At 37.9% G+C, this 17,069-nt stretch carries 20 protein-coding genes; 18 read left to right on the top strand and 2 right to left on the bottom strand.

Features of this window, described 5'->3' with window-relative positions:
- Positions 1 to 52 precede the first annotated feature (52 nt).
- The 6 genes from LJC66_RS27915 (at position 53) to LJC66_RS04970 (ending at position 4,723) form a co-directional block, all read left to right on the top strand.
- Complete coding sequence (locus LJC66_RS27915) at positions 53 to 355, top strand: hypothetical protein (RefSeq protein WP_308280721.1); 303 nt, start codon at positions 53 to 55, stop codon at positions 353 to 355.
- Positions 356 to 367: 12 nt separating this feature from the next.
- Positions 368 to 751 (top strand): hypothetical protein, encoded by a 384-nt coding sequence (locus LJC66_RS27920; RefSeq protein WP_308280722.1) that lies wholly within the window; start codon positions 368 to 370, stop codon positions 749 to 751.
- The gene (locus LJC66_RS04955; protein WP_230931927.1) at positions 748 to 1,425 is read left to right on the top strand and encodes a hypothetical protein; all 678 of its coding nucleotides are present in this window, start codon (positions 748 to 750) and stop codon (positions 1,423 to 1,425) included. Before LJC66_RS27920 ends, LJC66_RS04955 begins: the two co-directional genes overlap by 4 nt.
- Before the next feature lie 261 nt (positions 1,426 to 1,686).
- The gene (locus LJC66_RS04960; RefSeq protein WP_230931928.1) at positions 1,687 to 1,851 is read left to right on the top strand and encodes a hypothetical protein; all 165 of its coding nucleotides are present in this window, start codon (positions 1,687 to 1,689) and stop codon (positions 1,849 to 1,851) included.
- A gap of 266 nt (positions 1,852 to 2,117) precedes the next feature.
- Positions 2,118 to 2,891: an EAL domain-containing protein gene (locus LJC66_RS04965; protein WP_230931929.1), complete on the top strand. Its 774-nt coding sequence runs from the start codon at positions 2,118 to 2,120 to the stop codon at positions 2,889 to 2,891.
- A gap of 224 nt (positions 2,892 to 3,115) precedes the next feature.
- The gene (locus LJC66_RS04970; protein ID WP_230931930.1) at positions 3,116 to 4,723 is read left to right on the top strand and encodes a sensor domain-containing protein; all 1,608 of its coding nucleotides are present in this window, start codon (positions 3,116 to 3,118) and stop codon (positions 4,721 to 4,723) included.
- Positions 4,724 to 4,746: 23 nt separating this feature from the next.
- On the opposite strand, the gene LJC66_RS04975 is transcribed toward LJC66_RS04970, so the two are convergent.
- Complete coding sequence (locus LJC66_RS04975; protein WP_013055757.1) at positions 4,747 to 5,061, bottom strand: winged helix-turn-helix transcriptional regulator; 315 nt, start codon at positions 5,059 to 5,061, stop codon at positions 4,747 to 4,749.
- 293 nt (positions 5,062 to 5,354) lie between these two features.
- On the opposite strand from LJC66_RS04975, the gene LJC66_RS04980 reads away from it, so the two are divergent.
- Complete coding sequence (locus LJC66_RS04980; RefSeq protein ID WP_028412283.1) at positions 5,355 to 6,206, top strand: GRP family sugar transporter; 852 nt, start codon at positions 5,355 to 5,357, stop codon at positions 6,204 to 6,206.
- Between the two features lie 62 nt (positions 6,207 to 6,268).
- Positions 6,269 to 7,054 carry a glucose 1-dehydrogenase gene (gdh, locus tag LJC66_RS04985; RefSeq protein ID WP_025749618.1) on the top strand — a complete coding sequence of 262 codons (786 nt, stop codon included), beginning with the start codon at positions 6,269 to 6,271 and terminating at the stop codon, positions 7,052 to 7,054.
- A gap of 142 nt (positions 7,055 to 7,196) precedes the next feature.
- Here gdh and LJC66_RS04990 read toward each other — a convergent pair whose 3' ends face one another.
- Positions 7,197 to 8,159: a bile acid:sodium symporter family protein gene (locus LJC66_RS04990; RefSeq protein WP_230931931.1), complete on the bottom strand. Its 963-nt coding sequence runs from the start codon at positions 8,157 to 8,159 to the stop codon at positions 7,197 to 7,199.
- A gap of 201 nt (positions 8,160 to 8,360) precedes the next feature.
- Here LJC66_RS04990 and LJC66_RS04995 point away from each other — a divergent pair, with 201 nt between their 5' ends.
- The 10 genes from LJC66_RS04995 (at position 8,361) to LJC66_RS05035 (ending at position 16,941) form a co-directional block, all read left to right on the top strand.
- Positions 8,361 to 8,561 (top strand): DUF3311 domain-containing protein, encoded by a 201-nt coding sequence (locus tag LJC66_RS04995; RefSeq protein WP_013055761.1) that lies wholly within the window; start codon positions 8,361 to 8,363, stop codon positions 8,559 to 8,561.
- On the top strand, positions 8,558 to 10,021 hold the full coding sequence (locus LJC66_RS05000) for a sodium:solute symporter family protein (RefSeq protein WP_047931766.1): 1,464 nt from the start codon (positions 8,558 to 8,560) through the stop codon (positions 10,019 to 10,021). Before LJC66_RS04995 ends, LJC66_RS05000 begins: the two co-directional genes overlap by 4 nt.
- A gap of 85 nt (positions 10,022 to 10,106) precedes the next feature.
- A complete protein-coding gene (locus LJC66_RS05005) occupies positions 10,107 to 10,361 on the top strand; it encodes a hypothetical protein (protein WP_195697141.1) in 255 nt (84 codons plus the stop codon).
- Positions 10,362 to 10,847: 486 nt separating this feature from the next.
- Positions 10,848 to 12,155, top strand: coding sequence for a sensor histidine kinase (locus LJC66_RS05010; protein WP_230931932.1), 1,308 nt, complete (start codon positions 10,848 to 10,850; stop codon positions 12,153 to 12,155).
- Position 12,156: 1 nt separating this feature from the next.
- Complete coding sequence (locus tag LJC66_RS05015) at positions 12,157 to 13,080, top strand: response regulator (protein WP_195695165.1); 924 nt, start codon at positions 12,157 to 12,159, stop codon at positions 13,078 to 13,080.
- A 216-nt stretch (positions 13,081 to 13,296) separates the two neighbouring features.
- The gene (locus LJC66_RS05020) at positions 13,297 to 14,568 is read left to right on the top strand and encodes a cation:dicarboxylate symporter family transporter (RefSeq protein ID WP_028407730.1); all 1,272 of its coding nucleotides are present in this window, start codon (positions 13,297 to 13,299) and stop codon (positions 14,566 to 14,568) included.
- A 149-nt stretch (positions 14,569 to 14,717) separates the two neighbouring features.
- The gene (locus tag LJC66_RS05025) at positions 14,718 to 14,897 is read left to right on the top strand and encodes a YfhD family protein (protein WP_013055768.1); all 180 of its coding nucleotides are present in this window, start codon (positions 14,718 to 14,720) and stop codon (positions 14,895 to 14,897) included.
- Positions 14,898 to 15,040: 143 nt separating this feature from the next.
- Entirely contained in the window at positions 15,041 to 15,175 is a 135-nt protein-coding gene (locus LJC66_RS27665) for a hypothetical protein (RefSeq protein WP_269067480.1), read from the top strand.
- A gap of 229 nt (positions 15,176 to 15,404) precedes the next feature.
- On the top strand, positions 15,405 to 15,869 hold the full coding sequence (locus tag LJC66_RS05030) for a C40 family peptidase (RefSeq protein WP_016766438.1): 465 nt from the start codon (positions 15,405 to 15,407) through the stop codon (positions 15,867 to 15,869).
- Positions 15,870 to 16,065: 196 nt separating this feature from the next.
- On the top strand, positions 16,066 to 16,941 hold the full coding sequence (locus LJC66_RS05035) for an N-acetylmuramoyl-L-alanine amidase family protein (protein ID WP_230931933.1): 876 nt from the start codon (positions 16,066 to 16,068) through the stop codon (positions 16,939 to 16,941).
- The last annotated feature ends 128 nt before the right edge of the window (positions 16,942 to 17,069 follow it).

Consider the following 17,069-nt stretch of genomic DNA (forward strand, 5'->3'; position numbering starts at 1 on the left):
TTTACATTAAGTCCCATTTATTTCAAAAGAATAATAAAGGGAGTGTAGGACAATGAAAAAACGTACGAAGACCCTTCCCGCAATCATTACAGGAGTCGCTATTTTAATAGGTGGAATATGGATGATAAACGAAAGCCGCTACCCAAATGTTCCAGCTTTTGATGATCATTTCACGCGTGAATTTTTGAATAAAGATAAAAAAGTGGACGACGGATTTTATGAGTTTAAGTCAAAGACAGGACAGTATACGATGTGGTTTCCAGAAGAATTTGTAATAGCGAATGACGATGGTCAAGGCTATTCAAAGAACGGACAAAATTATGAAGATTGGAGAGCCTTATCGACTAAAAAATAAAAAGGGGAAAATTTGATTGGTCAACTGAACTTGAAATTTTTTGAGCGGAGCACCAAATATGAAGCTGTGTTTGTAGAGGCTACTTTTAAAAGAAGATTTCATGCTAATAAACCAAAGGTAATAGAAACGAAAGATAAAAAAATCTACTATGATAATGCCTATACTTACTTCAAGGGTATGGAGGAGAAAGTAATTGAGGATAAAAGTAGTTACATACCCAATACATATGTTGCCTACGTAGTTGATGAACATTCAAATAAGACAATTGAAATATCTTATGACTCTATAGGTAATAACTTATCAAAAAATGAAGGTGACAAAACAAATAAGCAATTTTTAAAAATGTTAAAAAGTATTCATTTTAGACCAGAAAACAACGGAGATGTCAGAGGATGAAGAAACGTACGAAGACTATTATTGCAACTATTGCAGGAACGGTTATTTTAACAGGAGCCATATGGCTAATAAACGAAAGCCGCTATCCAAATGTCCCAGCTTTTGATGATCACTTCACCCGTAAGTTCTTGGACAAAGATAAAAAAGTAGGCGACGGATTTTATGAGTTTAAGTCTAAGACAGGTCAGTATACGATGTGGTTTCCAAAAGAGTATCAAGTTTTACATAAATATCGCGAGGATTACACTAGAAATGGCGAATCATATGAAAATTGGTCAGCCGCTTATATTAAACCCTTTAAAAATGATCAACAAACGTACGCTATAAAGGCTGAATTTTCCGAGAACGACACAAAATCAGAATTAATTTATGTAGAGAGTTTATTTAAAGAACAATTAGACAGTAAAAAACCTAAACAGTTAGAAACCTCTAATACAAGAATTTATTATGATTCTGCCTATACATATTTTCGCGGTACTAACCAGCATATAGTATATGACAGTAAAGAAAATCCACCTAACCTTTATGTTGCATACGTAGCAGATAAAAGCTCTGATAAGGTAATCAAATTAATATACGATAGTGTAGGAGAAAATACAGAAACAAATCAAATGGATAGGAAGAAATGGTTTTTAAAAATGCTAAAAAATATTCATTTTAATGAGGGGAAATAGTAGAGAATTTATAGAGAAGAAGAGGTAACAATTTAGATGAAGAAAGTTATAGGATTTGCTTTAGCTGTTAGTATATTAGCTGTAGGTATGTAGGTATAATGTTTTTTGGTAATGCTGTATATAGGCTATTATCGTTAATTTTCCAACGAGCGTCTATTTATCAGTACGAGCAATTTGTCTATGATTACAAACTAACGATAAGAGGTTATTGCGCTAAGTATCTGGTAAACGTAAGTTTCACATATTAGGTGCTTCTAGCGGTTGATTGGAGGGCAAGGCGAAGACTCCTGCGGGAAAAGCGGAACAGGTGAGACCCCGCAGGAGTGTAAGCGACGAGGAGGCTCAGCGCTCGCCCGCGGAAAGCGAAGCCATGCACGAAAATCAACCGCGGTGTCACAAGCAATCTATACTAGTCCCTTTATTTAATTTGCTCATCTTTACATGGGTTGAGTTACTTATGTCTCAATCTCTTTTTTGAAACATCCTTTACAGCCTATCTATCAAAAGCATAAAAGTCTCTAAAACACTTCTTTGTTGCTATCATAAGCCTCCAGCAAGTCTCAAAATACCTAAATCGCCTAATGGAATATCTTACTTTTAATGGACAATTAGCTGTTTTTAGGATATATTTTTATAAGTTTAGGTTATGGAAGAAATAGTATATTGAAAACGAAAGGTGATTAAACGAAAGAATGGATGCTCATGTTTTAAAGGAACTGACGTATGAAGACCTTCAGTTTGTATATCAGCCTATTTATGCGTTGAATTCGTGGGAGACGCTGGGTTTTGAGGCTTTGCTGCGCACAGCTTTCGCAAAAGGGCAAATTGAAGAGTTGTTTTCACTGGCAAGATGCCATAATTATTTGTACAAGCTTGATACGATGGCAATTGAAGGGGCTATAAAGAACTTTCCGTTTGAGGTATTGAAATCAGAGGATGTATTTATCAATGTGTTTCCATCTACTCTTCTCCATCCGCATTTCCAACTGTTTTTAACATATCTGTTGAACACCTATAAAAATGCGAAGCATCGCATTGTATGGGAGTTAAATGAAACGCTTCATGAAAAGCTTTTATGGGAATCGCCTGCTCTTTTTGCCCGAGTAATGAGTTTAAAAGAGGCCGGTTTCAAAATCGCGATTGATGATTTTGGAGCAGGGGCTGCAGCGATGAGACAAGTGAGCATGTACGAACCTCACTATATGAAATTAGATCGAAGCTATGCGGAAGGGCTAGCTGACTGCAAACAAAAGAAAGATCTGATTGATTTGCTTGTTAACTATTATCCGCATACGAATCTCATTTTAGAAGGCGTGGAACGAGATAAAGATTTAGCCGCAGCAATTTCGTTAAATCTACATGCTGCTCAAGGCTATTTGCTGGGCATGCCGCAGTCGATCTCTTCCTACTTAACTTATAATAAGTACCGCGGTTTATTCAGACGAGAACGGCTGCTGAACTCTTAACCCATATGCTTCACTAAATAGATAATTTATCGTAATATAGGAACGGGTAATTAGACTTATATGCAGCATAGATATCTTGAATTTTTATAAAATTATGTGATTTTGTGCGATTGTTAAAATATTTTAAGAGATAAAGAAGACGTGTTGTTTTGGGATAATGGGTGAATTGCATATCAAAACAAGACGTTGAGTGAAATTCCAAAGGCAGATGGAGGATATGTAGTATGTATAGTGAAGGGATATTCCAATTTTATTTTATGAATATGCCGCAGCCCGTTATTGTAATTCAGCAAAAAAGACATCAGCTGTACTATAAAGAATGTAATAAAGCCGCTCAGCAATTCTTTGACAAAATGAAAGACAAGATAATCAATAAAGAAGAAAATCTGCTTTTTTACACACTTTGTGAAAAAGCCATTGCCACGAAAGAACCGATTCAATATCAATACATACAGCTTTTTCATCCCGAACGGCATGCATATGAAGTAACATTTACCCCTCTCTTTAATCAAGCGACAACCCCTTCACATGTCCTTGTCATGGCTCAAGAAATTCATTATAAAAAAACGCAGGAAGAGAGCACGCGCTTACTCGATGCGTTTCTAGAAAACACGGTAGATGCCATTCTAATTGCTGATTGTAATGAGAAGGTCTTAACAGTCAATGGAGCATTTGAAAAGCTATTTCAGTGGAGAAAAGAAGAAGTTATAGGAAAAAGCCGTCAAGAGATGGACATCGTATCAAAAGAAGAGGGAAAAGAAAACCTTAAATTAATCAAAGAATTAAAAAATGGTAAGACGCTCCCTCCTTATGAAACAGTCAGGTACACCAAAAGTGGCGAAAGCGTGTGTGTATCTGTCAGCTGTTCACCGATTTATGATGATCAAAATCAACTGGTCGCCTATTCGGTGATTTACCGAGATATTACGCCTCAAAAAGAAGCAGAAGAACAGCTGGCTTATACGCTGAAAGAACTTGAAAATATAAAATATGCGCTTGATGAATCAGCTAGCGTTATGATTCTAGATGCAAATGGAACTATCACTTATATAAACGATATGTATATACGTTATTCAGATTATCAAAAAGAAGATTTATTGGGGAAGTATTATCGAGATGCAGGGCTTCGTCATGACCTTTCTGAGCTGCGTGAGACAATAAAAAGCGGAAAAGTATGGCGAGGGGAGCTTGAAATGTGGACGAAGCATCATCAGTTGTACTGGGTATCGAACACAATTGTGCCGTTAAAAGATATAGACGGAAATATTACTTATTATGTCTCGATTCATAATGATATTACAGAACAAAAAGCGCTAGAAAATAAACTTCATTTTGAAGCCACTCACGATAGTTTAACAGGTCTTCCCAACCGGGCGATGTTATTAAAAGAGTTAAACAAAGTGATTGAAAAAGGGCAGCAAAAAAGCGATGAGTTTTTTGCGCTTTTGTTTCTTGACTGTGATAATTTTAAGCAGATTAACGATGAATATGGCCATCATATAGGCGACGAATTTCTAAAAGCATACACGAAGAGATTAAAAAGCTGTGTACGGAAAGGCGATCGCATTTATCGTTTGGGCGGAGATGAGTTTATCATTATTTTAAATGTAACAAATGGACGGGAAATTGAACAAATTGCTGGGCGAATTCACGTATCTCTTCAGCAAAGCTGGAACGTACGGGGCTATTGTTTGCGCACAACAACTACCATCGGAGTTTCTATTTATCCAGAGGACGGGGAATCGGCTGCTTTATTATTAAAAAATGCAGATGATGCGTTATACAAAGGGAAAAGAGAAGGGAAAAATAATTATATCCTCTACCAAACATAAAAAAAGCCTCACTGGAGGCTTTTTTATTTTATCCATGTTTTTGCCCACTTGCTGACGGGTCCCAAGATCATACCAAGCTCTGATCCTTTTTTAGTTAAGATATATTCAATACGAACCGGACGTTCAGGAATAACGTGCCGGATTACAATTCCTTCTTCTTCTAACTCTTTCATTCGTTCGGTTAACATTCGTTTACTTAAAGAGGGAATGCTGCTGTGAATTTCACTAAAGCGTTTAGGACCGCTCATCAGGACATAAATAATTAGTCCATTCCATCTTTTTCCTATTATATCAAACGTTTTCCACACTTTTGGACATAACTCATCAAATTCATTCATTCATTCATGCCACCTACTTTATTGTATATAGGATATTAAAAGTAACCCTTATAATGTTATTATATACTAGCATTTGGATAATGAAAAGGCTATCTTTTTTTATTTTCAAAACTTTCAGTAGCTTGAAAACGCTGTATTGTAAAGTTTTTAAAAAAAGTCACAGAATCGACATATTATTATTGACGTATCAAGAAAAAAGGTCTAAGATTGGTTACATAAAGTTACCTAGTTAAATAAAAGGTACTTTAAATTTACAATTACATCAAGAGTTTGAGAAAGAAGGTTAGTATCAAATGGATATCCTTTTGGCTATTCTTCCTGCGATTTTCTGGGGAAGTATTGTCCTGTTCAACGTTAAATTGGGCGGAGGTCCTTACAGTCAAACGCTTGGAACTACAATTGGTGCGCTGATCTTTTCAGCCGTTATTTATTTCGTAGTTCATCCAGTGTTGACGCCGCTTATTTTTATTGTCGGAATCGTTTCAGGATTATTTTGGGCAGTTGGGCAAAGTAATCAGTTGAAAACGATTGATTATATTGGTGTTTCAAAAACCATGCCAATTTCAACTGGTATGCAGCTTGTGACGACATCACTATTTGGTGTTATCGTGTTTCACGAGTGGTCAACAACAACAACCGTTATTTTAGGCGTGTTAGCTCTTATTTTTATTGTTATTGGTATCGTGCTAACATCACTAGAAAGCGAAAAAAACCCAGAGCAATCTGGACAATTCAAAAAAGGGATTATTACCCTTATTGTTTCAACAATTGGATACTTAGTGTATGTAGTTGTCGCGCGTTTATTTAATGTAGACGGCTGGTCGGCACTATTCCCACAAGCAATTGGTATGTTAATTGGTGGACTTATACTTACTTATAAACACAAACCGTTTAATAAATACGCAATTCGTAACATTATTCCAGGCCTGATTTGGGCAGCTGGTAACATGTTCTTATTTATTTCTCAACCTAAAGTAGGGGTTGCAACAAGCTTCTCATTATCACAAATGGGAATCGTTATTTCAACGCTTGGCGGTATCTTCTTACTTGGAGAAAAGAAAACAAAGCGTCAGCTTATTTCAATTACGATTGGTATTGTGCTCATCATTTTAGGTGGCGTATTCCTCGGAATGGCTAAAAGTTAACGTTTACGTAAAAGTTAATGGTAGTATGTATGAATAAATGAAAACACTAGGAGGATTTTATTATGTATACAGATTTAAAAGATAAAGTAGTTGTAATTACAGGCGGATCAACAGGTTTAGGACGTGCAATGGCTGTTCGTTTCGGTCAAGAAGAAGCAAAAGTTGTTATTAACTATTACAACAATGAAGAAGAAGCTTTAGATGCGAAAAAAGAAGTAGAAGAAGCAGGCGGACAAGCAATCATCGTTCAAGGCGACGTAACAAAAGAAGAAGACGTTGTAAATCTTGTTCAAACAGCTATTAAAGAATTCGGTACATTAGACGTAATGATTAATAATGCTGGTGTTGAAAACCCAGTTCCTTCTCATGAGCTATCTTTAGACAACTGGAACAAAGTTATTGATACAAACTTAACAGGTGCATTCTTAGGAAGCCGTGAAGCAATTAAATATTTCGTTGAAAACGACATTAAAGGAAACGTTATTAACATGTCTAGCGTTCACGAAATGATTCCTTGGCCATTATTTGTTCACTACGCAGCAAGTAAAGGCGGTATGAAACTAATGACGGAAACATTGGCTCTTGAATATGCGCCAAAAGGTATCCGCGTAAATAACATTGGACCAGGTGCGATGAACACACCAATTAACGCAGAGAAATTTGCAGATCCAGAACAACGTGCAGACGTAGAAAGCATGATTCCAATGGGTTACATCGGTAAACCAGAAGAAGTAGCAGCAGTTGCAGCATTCTTAGCATCATCACAAGCAAGCTATGTAACAGGTATTACATTATTTGCTGATGGCGGTATGACGAAATACCCTTCTTTCCAAGCAGGAAGAGGCTAATAGTTTTTAATCGATGTAGAAAAAAGAGACATGGCAAAAGCGCCATGTCTCTTTTTTCTATACCTAAGCGAATGCCACCCCCCTTTCGGTTGGTGGCATTCGCCAAGGGAGCTTTTTGTGCTTCCCTTATAAGTTTATTGTATCAGCCAGCCATTTTTTTGTTAGAAGAGGGCTGGTTTTTGTCTTTTAGTTTGCTGAAGATAAAGGCTAGCACTGAGCCTGAGATGTTGTGCCAGACGCTGAAGATGGCGCTTGGGACAGCGGCTAGCGGCGAAAAGTGAGTGGAAGCGATAGTGACGCCGAGCCCTGAGTTTTGCATGCCAACTTCCATTGCCACTGCTTTTTGTTTAGCTAGATCCATTCCGCATAAGCGGGCAAAGAAGAAGCCGATTGTGAAACCAAGAATATTGTGAAGAACAACTACGGCAAAAATGATACCGCCCGTTTTAGCGAGCTGTGCTTGGCTTCCTGCCACAACGGCAGATACAATCAAGACAATCGCGACTACTGAAACAAGGGGAAGAGCTTTGGAACTTGCTTCTGCAGCTTTCCCAAAAAACTTTTTGATCGTAAATCCAAGAGCAAGCGGAATGATGACAACTTGTATAATGGAAATAATAAGAGACATGATATCAATATCGACCCACTTGCTTGCAAATAATAAAATAAGAAGCGGTGTAACAATCGGTGCTAAAATGGTTGAAACAGAAGCGATAGCAACTGCGAGCGCAACGTTTCCTCGAGCCAAAAAGACCATTACGTTTGATGATGTGCCGCTTGGACAGCAGCCTACTAAAATAACGCCCACTGCTATTTCTTTTGGTAAATCTAAGCCAATCGCCAAACCGAATGCAAGAAGCGGCATAATCATAAAATGTCCCACCACGCCTAGTGCTACTTCTTTCGGTCTTCGAAATACTTCGCTGAAATCAGACGCTGACAGCGTTAATCCCATTCCAAACATGACAATTCCTAAGAGCGGAACGATGTACTTTCCAATCCATACAAAGTGCTCTGGGAATGAGTAGGCAATAATGGAAATTAAAATAACCCAAAGCGTAAACGTTTTTCCTGCAAATGTACTGATTTTCTCTATTGTTTTCATCTGTACGATACCTCCTGCGAACTATAAGAAGAAATTATACTATTTATTCAGAAAAATGAAAACAGTATTTTTGTAAAATAGTACAGAATATTTTATCTTTTGGAGATTATTTCAGTTTAAATGCAAGCATTCCTTCATTGAATACACGGAATATGTGGTAATATAAAGAAGTTAGTTTTAGAAAGTCGGAGGAGTTTAGTCATGAAATTTATCTATATTTTGTCTGTCCTTCCGTTCGTAGGCATATTAGGTTTTCTCCCTTTTGTTAATCGAGTGACTCCGTTTGTTCTCGGTATGCCGTTCAATATGTTTTGGATGGTGATATGGGTGGTGCTTACGTCCATTATTTTAGGGGTTATGTACAAGCTTGATCCCAGAAATCGGGAAGGGGAAGAAGAATGAATAGTGCACTTATTATTATTTTACTATTTTTAGTGGCCGCTATTTTTCTTGGCATACGATCAACCAAAGGCAAGGATATGAACTTGGAGCAGTGGACGGTAGGCGGCCGCGGTTTCGGGGCTGTTTTAGTGTTTGTGCTGATGGCCGGAGAAATCTATACAACGTTTTCGTTTTTAGGCGGAAGCGGATGGGCTTATGGAAAAGGAGCACCCGCACTTTATGTCTTAATTTATATTAGCTTATCATATGTCTTATCATACTGGCTTCTTCCTGTTATTTGGAAGTATGCAAGAGATCATAAGCTCGTTTCGCAGCCTGATTTTTTTGTAAGCAAATATAAAAGCCCTTACCTTGGTGTGCTTGTAGCTGCTGTAGGAGTGATTGCTGTCATTCCTGTTATTGTTGTGCAGTTAAAAGGATTGGGGATTATTGTATCACAAGCATCATACGGCGCCATTTCAATGCCAGCAGCCATTTGGATGGGAGCTATCAGTTTAACGCTGTATGTTATGATATCCGGTATCCACGGTTCTGCATGGACGGCCGTTATTAAAGACATTATGATGCTTGCTGTGATTGGATTTTTAGGCATTTATTTACCTTTTCATTATTACGGAGGATACGGTCCGATGTTTGAAGCCGTGAATACAGCGAAGCCAGGGTTTTTAAAGTTTCCTGAGCAAGGATTAAGCGTCTCGTGGTTTATTTCGACCGTTATTTTACTAGTACTTGGTTTTTATATGTGGCCGCAGGTGTTTAGTTCAAGCTATACAGCGAAAAATGCAAAGGTATTTCGTAAAAATGCAATCATTAGTCCTCTTTATACGCTGATGCTGCTTTTTGTATTTTTTGTTGGATTTGCAGCTATTTTAAAAGTTCCTGGTTTAAGCGGAGGAGACGTGGATCTTGCGCTGTTACGGATCTCAATCCAAACCTTTGACCCTTGGTTTATTGGAATTATAGGAGGAGCGGGTTTGCTGACAGCGCTTGTGCCGGGGTCGATGCTGTTAATGAGTGCGTCAACGCTGCTGGCTAAAAACATATACAAACCGTTTGCGCCTCAAGCAAGCGAAGCGCGTATTGCTCGTTTAGCGAAAAGCTTTGTACCGGTTGTGGCTCTTATTTCTGTTTACTTTACGTTAAACGGAGGAACGACGCTGTCAACAATTATTTTAATGGGCTATAGTCTAATGACACAGCTGTTTCCATCTCTGCTTTTCAGCTTGAAGAAAAATAACTTTGTAACGAAACAAGGAGCAGCGTGGGGGATTGTTGCTGGAATTATTGTAGTAGCCTATATTACAATCAGCGGATCTACTATTGGGACGTTGTTCCCGTCACTGCCTCAGCAAATGAAGGATATCAATGTCGGATTTATTGCGCTGCTTGTCAACTTTATCGTAATGTGGGCAGTCAGTATGCTCACAAAGCAAAACGAGGCTGGGACAAAAGTATGTTAGACGAAGTGAAAAACGAACCATTGATCAACACGTTTGATTAGTGGTTCGTTTTTTTATTAGGGTCAACGTTAGACCCTTCTAGAAGTTGATTGGAGGGCAAGACGAAGACTCCTGCGGGAAAAGCGGAACAGGTGAGACCCCACAGGAGCGCAAGCGACGAGGAGGCTCAGCGGCCGCCCGCGGAAAGCGAAGCCTTGCATGGAAATCAACTGCGGTGTCAAAAGCGGTTCAGCTCATGTCATTATGTCTCAGCCTCGTTTTTTCTAATCAAACAGCAAAGAGCCAAAGGAATAGTTCCATCCTTTGGCTCTTTACGTGGCTTTTAACCGATAATTTGTAAAATTTCCTACATCAACTGATTTACGCTAAAGCGGGAACTCGGTCGTTATAGTAAATAACTTCCGATAGGATCTTACACCCTTTAATCTCCTGAAACGTCTTTTTTGCCTCTACCTCTGATTCAAATTCAAACATAGTCGGACTTTGGTTTTTCGAGTAAACGGTAATGATCCACATTGTAAAATAAGCTCCCCTTATAAAATAATAGTTTTCCTTTTTAGTGTAGCTATCAGGTGATGTAATAATAATTGAATAGTTGTGATACAGCCTCACATTTTAAAAGGTACTTCTACTATACAACAAAAATTACAAAATAAAACAAGAAAATCTAAAAAACTACAGAGAATAATGAAAGAGAATAAATAACTGTTTATATATGGGCTATATTTATAAATGAAAGTAGGAATGTAAAAAATATAGAGAAGAGCGATTGTCTTTTAGATTGCTAAACTATATACTTATGTTCAAAAAGTGCAGGAAGTGAACGATGAAAGTTGATACGGTAGTAAAAAAAGATGTTTTACTCATTCTAGTGATGATAGTCGTTGTGCCGCTAGCAGGAGAGCTTAAATATTATCCTTTTCATGATACGTATAGAGTTAGCTTTGCTGTGCCCATTTTTTTCTTTTCACTGCTGCTTTTAAGAAAGGTATCTCCTGTAATACCAGGTATTTTAGTTGCGAGTGCTATAGTGGGCTTTCGGATGTACCTTGACTGGTATAATTACGAATCATTTGATTTTCTGCATTCTTTGCAGATCAGGTGTTCAGCGGGGATTTATTATCTCGTTTATGCCATTTCTTTTTCGTGGTTTAAAATTAACGATTTTCATTCAAAGCCTTGGATTATTGGCATATGGAGCATCATTATCGAAACGGTTTCAGGCGGGATGGAATTGCTTTGTATGTATGTGATGGTTCACCATCATATTGTGTTTCCAGAGTTCATGCAAATTTTTATTGTAGGCGTCTTTCGAAGTTTCTTTGTTTTATGCCTGTTTAGCATGATCAAACTTTACGAAGGGCAGCTGAGAGAACGACAAATCTCTCAAAAAAATGATCAGCTGCTTGTTGTGCTTTCAAATTTATATGAGGAATCCATTCATTTGAAAAAAACGCTGCAGGACGCTGAAAGAATTACGAAAAAGTCGTATGATTTGTATGAAGAATTACACGAAGCGGATATCCACGAGCTTACTTCACTGCACGATTTTAGCCAAAAAGCATTACAAATTGCAGGAGAAGTACATGATATTAAAAAAGACAACCAGCGGATATCAGCAGGACTGTCCAAGGTCATTACAAAAGAAGAATTTTCTGAGTATATGGAAATCGGAAGTCTGCTTCAAATCGTCATGCGCAGCAACGAAAAATATGCGGCGATGTTAGCAAAAGATATTCATTTTTCATATTCGATTTTAGGAGAGCATCCTCGCTATCACGTCTACTTGTTTTTATCATTAATTAATAACCTAGTAACGAATGCGGTCGAAGCGATTGAAGAAGAAGGCGCGATTATTATCGATGTATGTCGAGAAGAAGACCGCATTTTATTGTATGTAAGAGACAGCGGTCCCGGAGTGAAAAAAAGGCATGAACGTCTCATTTTTAAAGCGGGATTTACATCCAAATATGCAAAGGACGGAACGCCTTCTACGGGTCTTGGGCTTGTCTACGTTAAGCAAATGACGGAGCAGCTGGGAGGGAATATTCAATTTGTTAATCTGTCTCCAAGCCCCGGTGTTCAATTTGCTATAGATTTACCTATTTCTACGTTAATGGGGGATAAGGACTAATATGCGATTTTATATCATAGATGATGACGAAGTCTTTCGTTCAATGTTAGCCGAAATTATTGAAGATAATGATCTAGGGGAGGTTATAGGAGAAGGAGAAGACGGGATCGTGTTAAATGATCAAGTTTCTTTATTGCAGCAGATCGATATTTTATTTATTGATTTATTAATGCCGATTCAAGACGGAATCGAAACCGTGCGCAAAATAAAGGATAGTTTTAAAGGGAAAATTATTATGATGTCACAGGTAGAAACGAAAGATTTGATTGGAAAAGCCTACTCGCTTGGCATTGAATACTATATCACGAAGCCGCTTAATCGTATGGAAGTGCTCATGGTCATTCAAAAAGTAATTGAACGAATTCATGTTCAACAATCGATGGAGAAAATTCAAGAATCGTTAAATACCGTACTTAATGTAGGAAATCAGCAAAAAACGCCTTCTTTTGATAAAAAAGAAAGCGATCCGGCAGAAGCGTGCAGGTTTGTTTTAAGAGAACTTGGGATTTTAGGAGAAAGCGGAAGTAAAGATTTGATTGAAATCATCAATTACTTGCATCAAACGGAAAAAAGCACGATGTATGAACAGCATTTTCCTTCTCTCAAAGAGATTTTTGAGAAAATTACCGTGAGAAAGCTTGGTTCATCTTTTTCAGAAGACGTGCTGCAAAAAGAAATGAAAGCAGCCGAGCAGCGAGTAAGAAGAGCTATTTATCAGTCTTTAAATCATTTGACCTCTCTTGGTATGGTTGACTTCTTTAATCCTAAATTTGAAAATTACGCTTCTAAGTTTTTCGATTTTTCAATGGTGCATCAGCGCATGAGAGATATAGAAAAAGGGACGGGAAAAAGCAGCACTCCGAGTCGTATAAACGTAAAAAAATTTATTCAAATGCTCTATTATGAAGTCAAACAAACGCTGTAGTAAAAAAACTACAGCGTTTTCATTTTGTAATTTTCTAAAAACTTTTTGTTAGTTTCAGTAGGTTTTTGTTAGATTTTGTGATGCCTATGATAATGTAATCTTATGAATAAAAGAACTACTTAATAAACAGTTCTTAATGGAATTGTATCTGTTGAATACAGTAAGTGCAAATAAACAGCTTCGAGCTGTTAGAAAAAAGAAGGAAGGTGCAAAGATATGTTCAAAAAGCTTGGATTAGCAGGACAAATTTTAATTGGTTTGATTGCAGGTATTATTGTAGGGGCCATTTTTTACGGAAATCCTAAAGCAGTTGAAGTGCTGCAGCCAATTGGAGACGTATTCATTCATTTAATTAAAATGATTGTGGTGCCGATTGTTATATCTAGTATCATTGTGGGCGTTGCGGGTGTTGGTGATATTAAGAAGCTTGGTAAATTAGGCGGAAAAACAATTCTTTACTTTGAAATCATTACAACGGTTGCCATTGTTGTAGGCTTATTAGCAGCTAACTTGCTTCACCCTGGTACTGGTGTGGACCGCAGCGGTCTTGAAAAATCAGATATCAGCAGCTACACATCAACGGCAGAAGCTACAGAGCAAAAAGGATTTGTAGAAACATTTGTTCACATCGTTCCAACGAATGTATTTGAGTCAATTGCTGCAGGCGACATGCTGCCAATTATTTTCTTCTCGGTCCTATTTGGACTTGGAATTGCATCAATCGGTGAAAAAGGCAAGCCGGTTTTAAGATTTTTTGAAGGCACGGCAGAAGCGATGTTTTGGGTAACGAATTTAGTTATGAAGTTTGCACCGTTTGGCGTATTTGCATTAATCGGTGTAACCGTATCAAAATTTGGACTAGCGTCTCTAATTCCGCTTAGTAAGCTTGTAATTGTTGCTTACGGCACAATGATTTTCTTTGTATTAGTTGTACTAGGACTTGTAGCTAAATGGGCAGGCGTTAACATCTTCCACTTATTAAAAGTGTTAAAAGATGAATTGCTGTTAGCATTTTCAACTGCAAGTTCAGAAACGGTATTGCCGCGTATTATTGCGAAAATGGAAAAGTTCGGATGTCCTAAAGCCATTACATCTTTTGTTATTCCGACGGGGTATTCGTTTAACTTAGACGGATCTACTCTTTATCAAGCGCTTGCTGCGATTTTTATCGCGCAAATGTACGGTATTGATATGAGCATCACACAGCAAATTTCACTGATATTAATTTTAATGGTTACATCTAAAGGAATTGCAGGAGTTCCTGGCGTATCGTTTGTTGTACTGCTTGCAACGCTTGGATCTGTAGGACTTCCGGTAGAAGGGCTTGCTTTTATCGCTGGAATCGACCGTTTGTTAGATATGGGACGTACAGCGGTAAACGTAATTGGAAACTCACTTGGTGCGATTGTCATTTCGAAGTGGGAAGGTCAATTTAACGATAAAGACAAGGAAGCTTACATTAACGAAGTAACAAAAAAAGTATCGTAACAACAAAGAGTCTGGGACAAAAGCATTGTAGTTGAAAAAAGATCCGAACGATTATTCGTTCGGATCTTTTTTCGTTTGAATTTGCTTTGAAAAATTGGGAATAGTAACTAAAGATGAAAAACAAATGATTGATACAAGGAGGTCTCAACATGGGAAGAGCAAATAATCACAAATCATCACATAACAACAAAGGGTCACTGCCTCAAACACCAAAAGAGTTAAAAATTGCTCCGGATCAAGCAAATGAAGAATTTTCACGTGAGTTAGCGCAGCATCATGATGCCAAAGCGAAACAGGACTTAATTTTGAAACAGCAAAAAGAAAAGTAAGAGAAAAAGAGGCTGGACAAAAGTGTTTTAATTGAAGGGAAATCCGAACGATGAATGGAGATTCTTGATGGAGAATCCAACTCGTTCGGATTTTTTATTGGCAGAGTGAACGAAGGTTTCATTTCTATAGTTGCTTCTAGCTTGTGATTGGAGGGCAAGACGAAGACTCCTGCGAGAAAAGCGGAATAGGTGAGACCCCGCAGGAGCGTACGCGACGAGGAGGCTCAGCGGCCGCCCGCGGAAAGCGAAGTTTTGCACGGAAATCAACTGCCGCGTAACAAGCGATTCATACTAGCTCATTTATTCGTCTGTAAATTGGATTGACTTAGGTATGTCTCAACCTCTTTTATACATATCTAAAGATAAAAATTCCTAAGTAACCATTTTGTAACATTATTTAATCATAGCGTAATAGTTTTTGAGGCTTTTTTCATTATAATTAAACCGAACATATTGAAAAATAGGTTCATAGAAACGTAACGTTTGGTTACATAATGGAGGAGAAAAATGAAAAAAGCCATCATTGGGTCTATAACGGCAGCGGCAGTCTTATTTAGCGGAGCCAGTCCGTTTATTGCACCTGCTCAAACAGTAGAAGCAGCGTCATATTCATACAAGGACACGGCTATTGCTACTGGTAAAAAATTAATGGGTGTTCCTTATAAATGGGGAGGCACAACAACAAAAGGTTTTGACTGCTCAGGATTTATTCAATACATTTTCAAAAAGGCTGGAAAAACACTTCCGCGCACAACCGAGCAAATGTATCGAGTAGGGACAAGCGTTTCAAAAGCAAAGCTTCAAAAAGGAGATTTAGTTTTCTTTCAAACATATAAAAAAGGTCCTTCACATGTAGGCGTGTACTTAGGAAATAATCAGTTTCTTCAAGCTTCTACGTCTAAAGGCGTGACGATTACATCTCTTAGCAATAGCTACTGGAAAGCACGTTATATTGGTGCAAAACGGATTTAACCATCCGTCATTTTTTTTGGAAAACAACACTACATTATGTAGTGTTGTTTTTGTTTGCATATACATAACATATTGCCGATATTATTTTTAACGTTTTATACAAAAAAATCCATATTCTGTGAGATAATAATGTTAACACATTTTGTACTTTAACATAAGGAATATCCCACTCTATTCGAAAGTTTGGTGAGCGAAGATGAAGCGCTTAGTATGGAGTTATGGAATAGGTATTGTTGCAATAGTAGCAGTACTCTCATTTTTCTTTATGATGAAAGGTCAAACAGAGAAAGCCGTTGTTAGCGGAGATGTACCAAAAGCTCATGCGCAGGGAGAAAGAGTGAAGCAGCCCATTTCACAGTTTCAAGCAGTACAGCCTCATGAAGCAGATAATGAAGTGAAAAATGTAAAAAACAACATGCCTGAAAAAGCGGATCCTCCTCCTTTTTTAGTCTACATTGACCCGGGTCATCAATCTCAGGCTAACCTAGAGAAAGAGCCAATCGGACCGGGATCAGCAGAAACAAAAATAAAGGTTTCCGGAGGCACATCAGGCGTAGTGACCAAGAAGCCGGAATACAAGCTGACGTTGGAAGCTTCTATGATATTAAAACAGCTGCTCGAAGAAAAAGGCATAACCGTAAAGCTTACTCGGAGTTCTGATAATGTAGATATCAGCAACCGGGAACGAGCGGAGCTTGCGAACAATTCAGAAGCTGACTTACACGTACGTATACATGCAGATGGTTCTGAAAATGCTTCTGTAAAAGGATTTTCTGTGCTTACTCCTGCAGAAGATAATTCCTATACAAAGTCTATTTATCAAAGCAGTCTGCAGGCATCTCAAGCTATTCTGACAGAGGTGAAAAAAGATCAGTTTGTCGAAGCAGACGGCATTCGCTATCGCAGTGATCTTTCAGGATTCAACTGGTCGACTGTACCTGTAACGCTAGTTGAACTGGGATATATGACGAATCCAGAAGAAGACCGGAACCTGTCTGATCAGGCTTACCTTACAAAGCTGATGAATCATATTGCAGATGGTATAGCGGCATATGAAGAAATGAAAAAATAAAAGGTGAAAAGACCTATAAAAGCGTGTGACTAAATCAATTGATTTATGTCACACGTTTTTTTTGTCGTTCATATGATATAAAGAAGCGTTTTTTCGACAAAAAAATGGACGAGCAGAAAAGAAAACTA

The organism is Priestia sp. TSO9, from assembly GCF_021029645.1.
Lineage (GTDB): Bacteria > Bacillota > Bacilli > Bacillales > Bacillaceae_H > Priestia > Priestia megaterium_E.

Coding starts and splice junctions, on each gene's coding strand:
- LJC66_RS27915 (WP_308280721.1), top strand. CDS start 53: ATGAAAAAACGTACGAAGACCCTTCCCGCAATCATTACAGGAGTCGCT.
- LJC66_RS04955 (WP_230931927.1), top strand. CDS start 748: ATGAAGAAACGTACGAAGACTATTATTGCAACTATTGCAGGAACGGTT.
- LJC66_RS04965 (WP_230931929.1), top strand. CDS start 2,118: ATGGATGCTCATGTTTTAAAGGAACTGACGTATGAAGACCTTCAGTTT.
- LJC66_RS04970 (WP_230931930.1), top strand. CDS start 3,116: ATGTATAGTGAAGGGATATTCCAATTTTATTTTATGAATATGCCGCAG.
- LJC66_RS04975 (WP_013055757.1), bottom strand. CDS start 5,061: ATGAATGAATTTGATGAGTTATGTCCAAAAGTGTGGAAAACGTTTGAT.
- LJC66_RS04980 (WP_028412283.1), top strand. CDS start 5,355: ATGGATATCCTTTTGGCTATTCTTCCTGCGATTTTCTGGGGAAGTATT.
- gdh (WP_025749618.1), top strand. CDS start 6,269: ATGTATACAGATTTAAAAGATAAAGTAGTTGTAATTACAGGCGGATCA.
- LJC66_RS04990 (WP_230931931.1), bottom strand. CDS start 8,159: ATGAAAACAATAGAGAAAATCAGTACATTTGCAGGAAAAACGTTTACG.
- LJC66_RS04995 (WP_013055761.1), top strand. CDS start 8,361: ATGAAATTTATCTATATTTTGTCTGTCCTTCCGTTCGTAGGCATATTA.
- LJC66_RS05000 (WP_047931766.1), top strand. CDS start 8,558: ATGAATAGTGCACTTATTATTATTTTACTATTTTTAGTGGCCGCTATT.
- LJC66_RS05010 (WP_230931932.1), top strand. CDS start 10,848: ATGAAAGTTGATACGGTAGTAAAAAAAGATGTTTTACTCATTCTAGTG.
- LJC66_RS05015 (WP_195695165.1), top strand. CDS start 12,157: ATGCGATTTTATATCATAGATGATGACGAAGTCTTTCGTTCAATGTTA.
- LJC66_RS05020 (WP_028407730.1), top strand. CDS start 13,297: ATGTTCAAAAAGCTTGGATTAGCAGGACAAATTTTAATTGGTTTGATT.
- LJC66_RS05025 (WP_013055768.1), top strand. CDS start 14,718: ATGGGAAGAGCAAATAATCACAAATCATCACATAACAACAAAGGGTCA.
- LJC66_RS05030 (WP_016766438.1), top strand. CDS start 15,405: ATGAAAAAAGCCATCATTGGGTCTATAACGGCAGCGGCAGTCTTATTT.
- LJC66_RS05035 (WP_230931933.1), top strand. CDS start 16,066: ATGAAGCGCTTAGTATGGAGTTATGGAATAGGTATTGTTGCAATAGTA.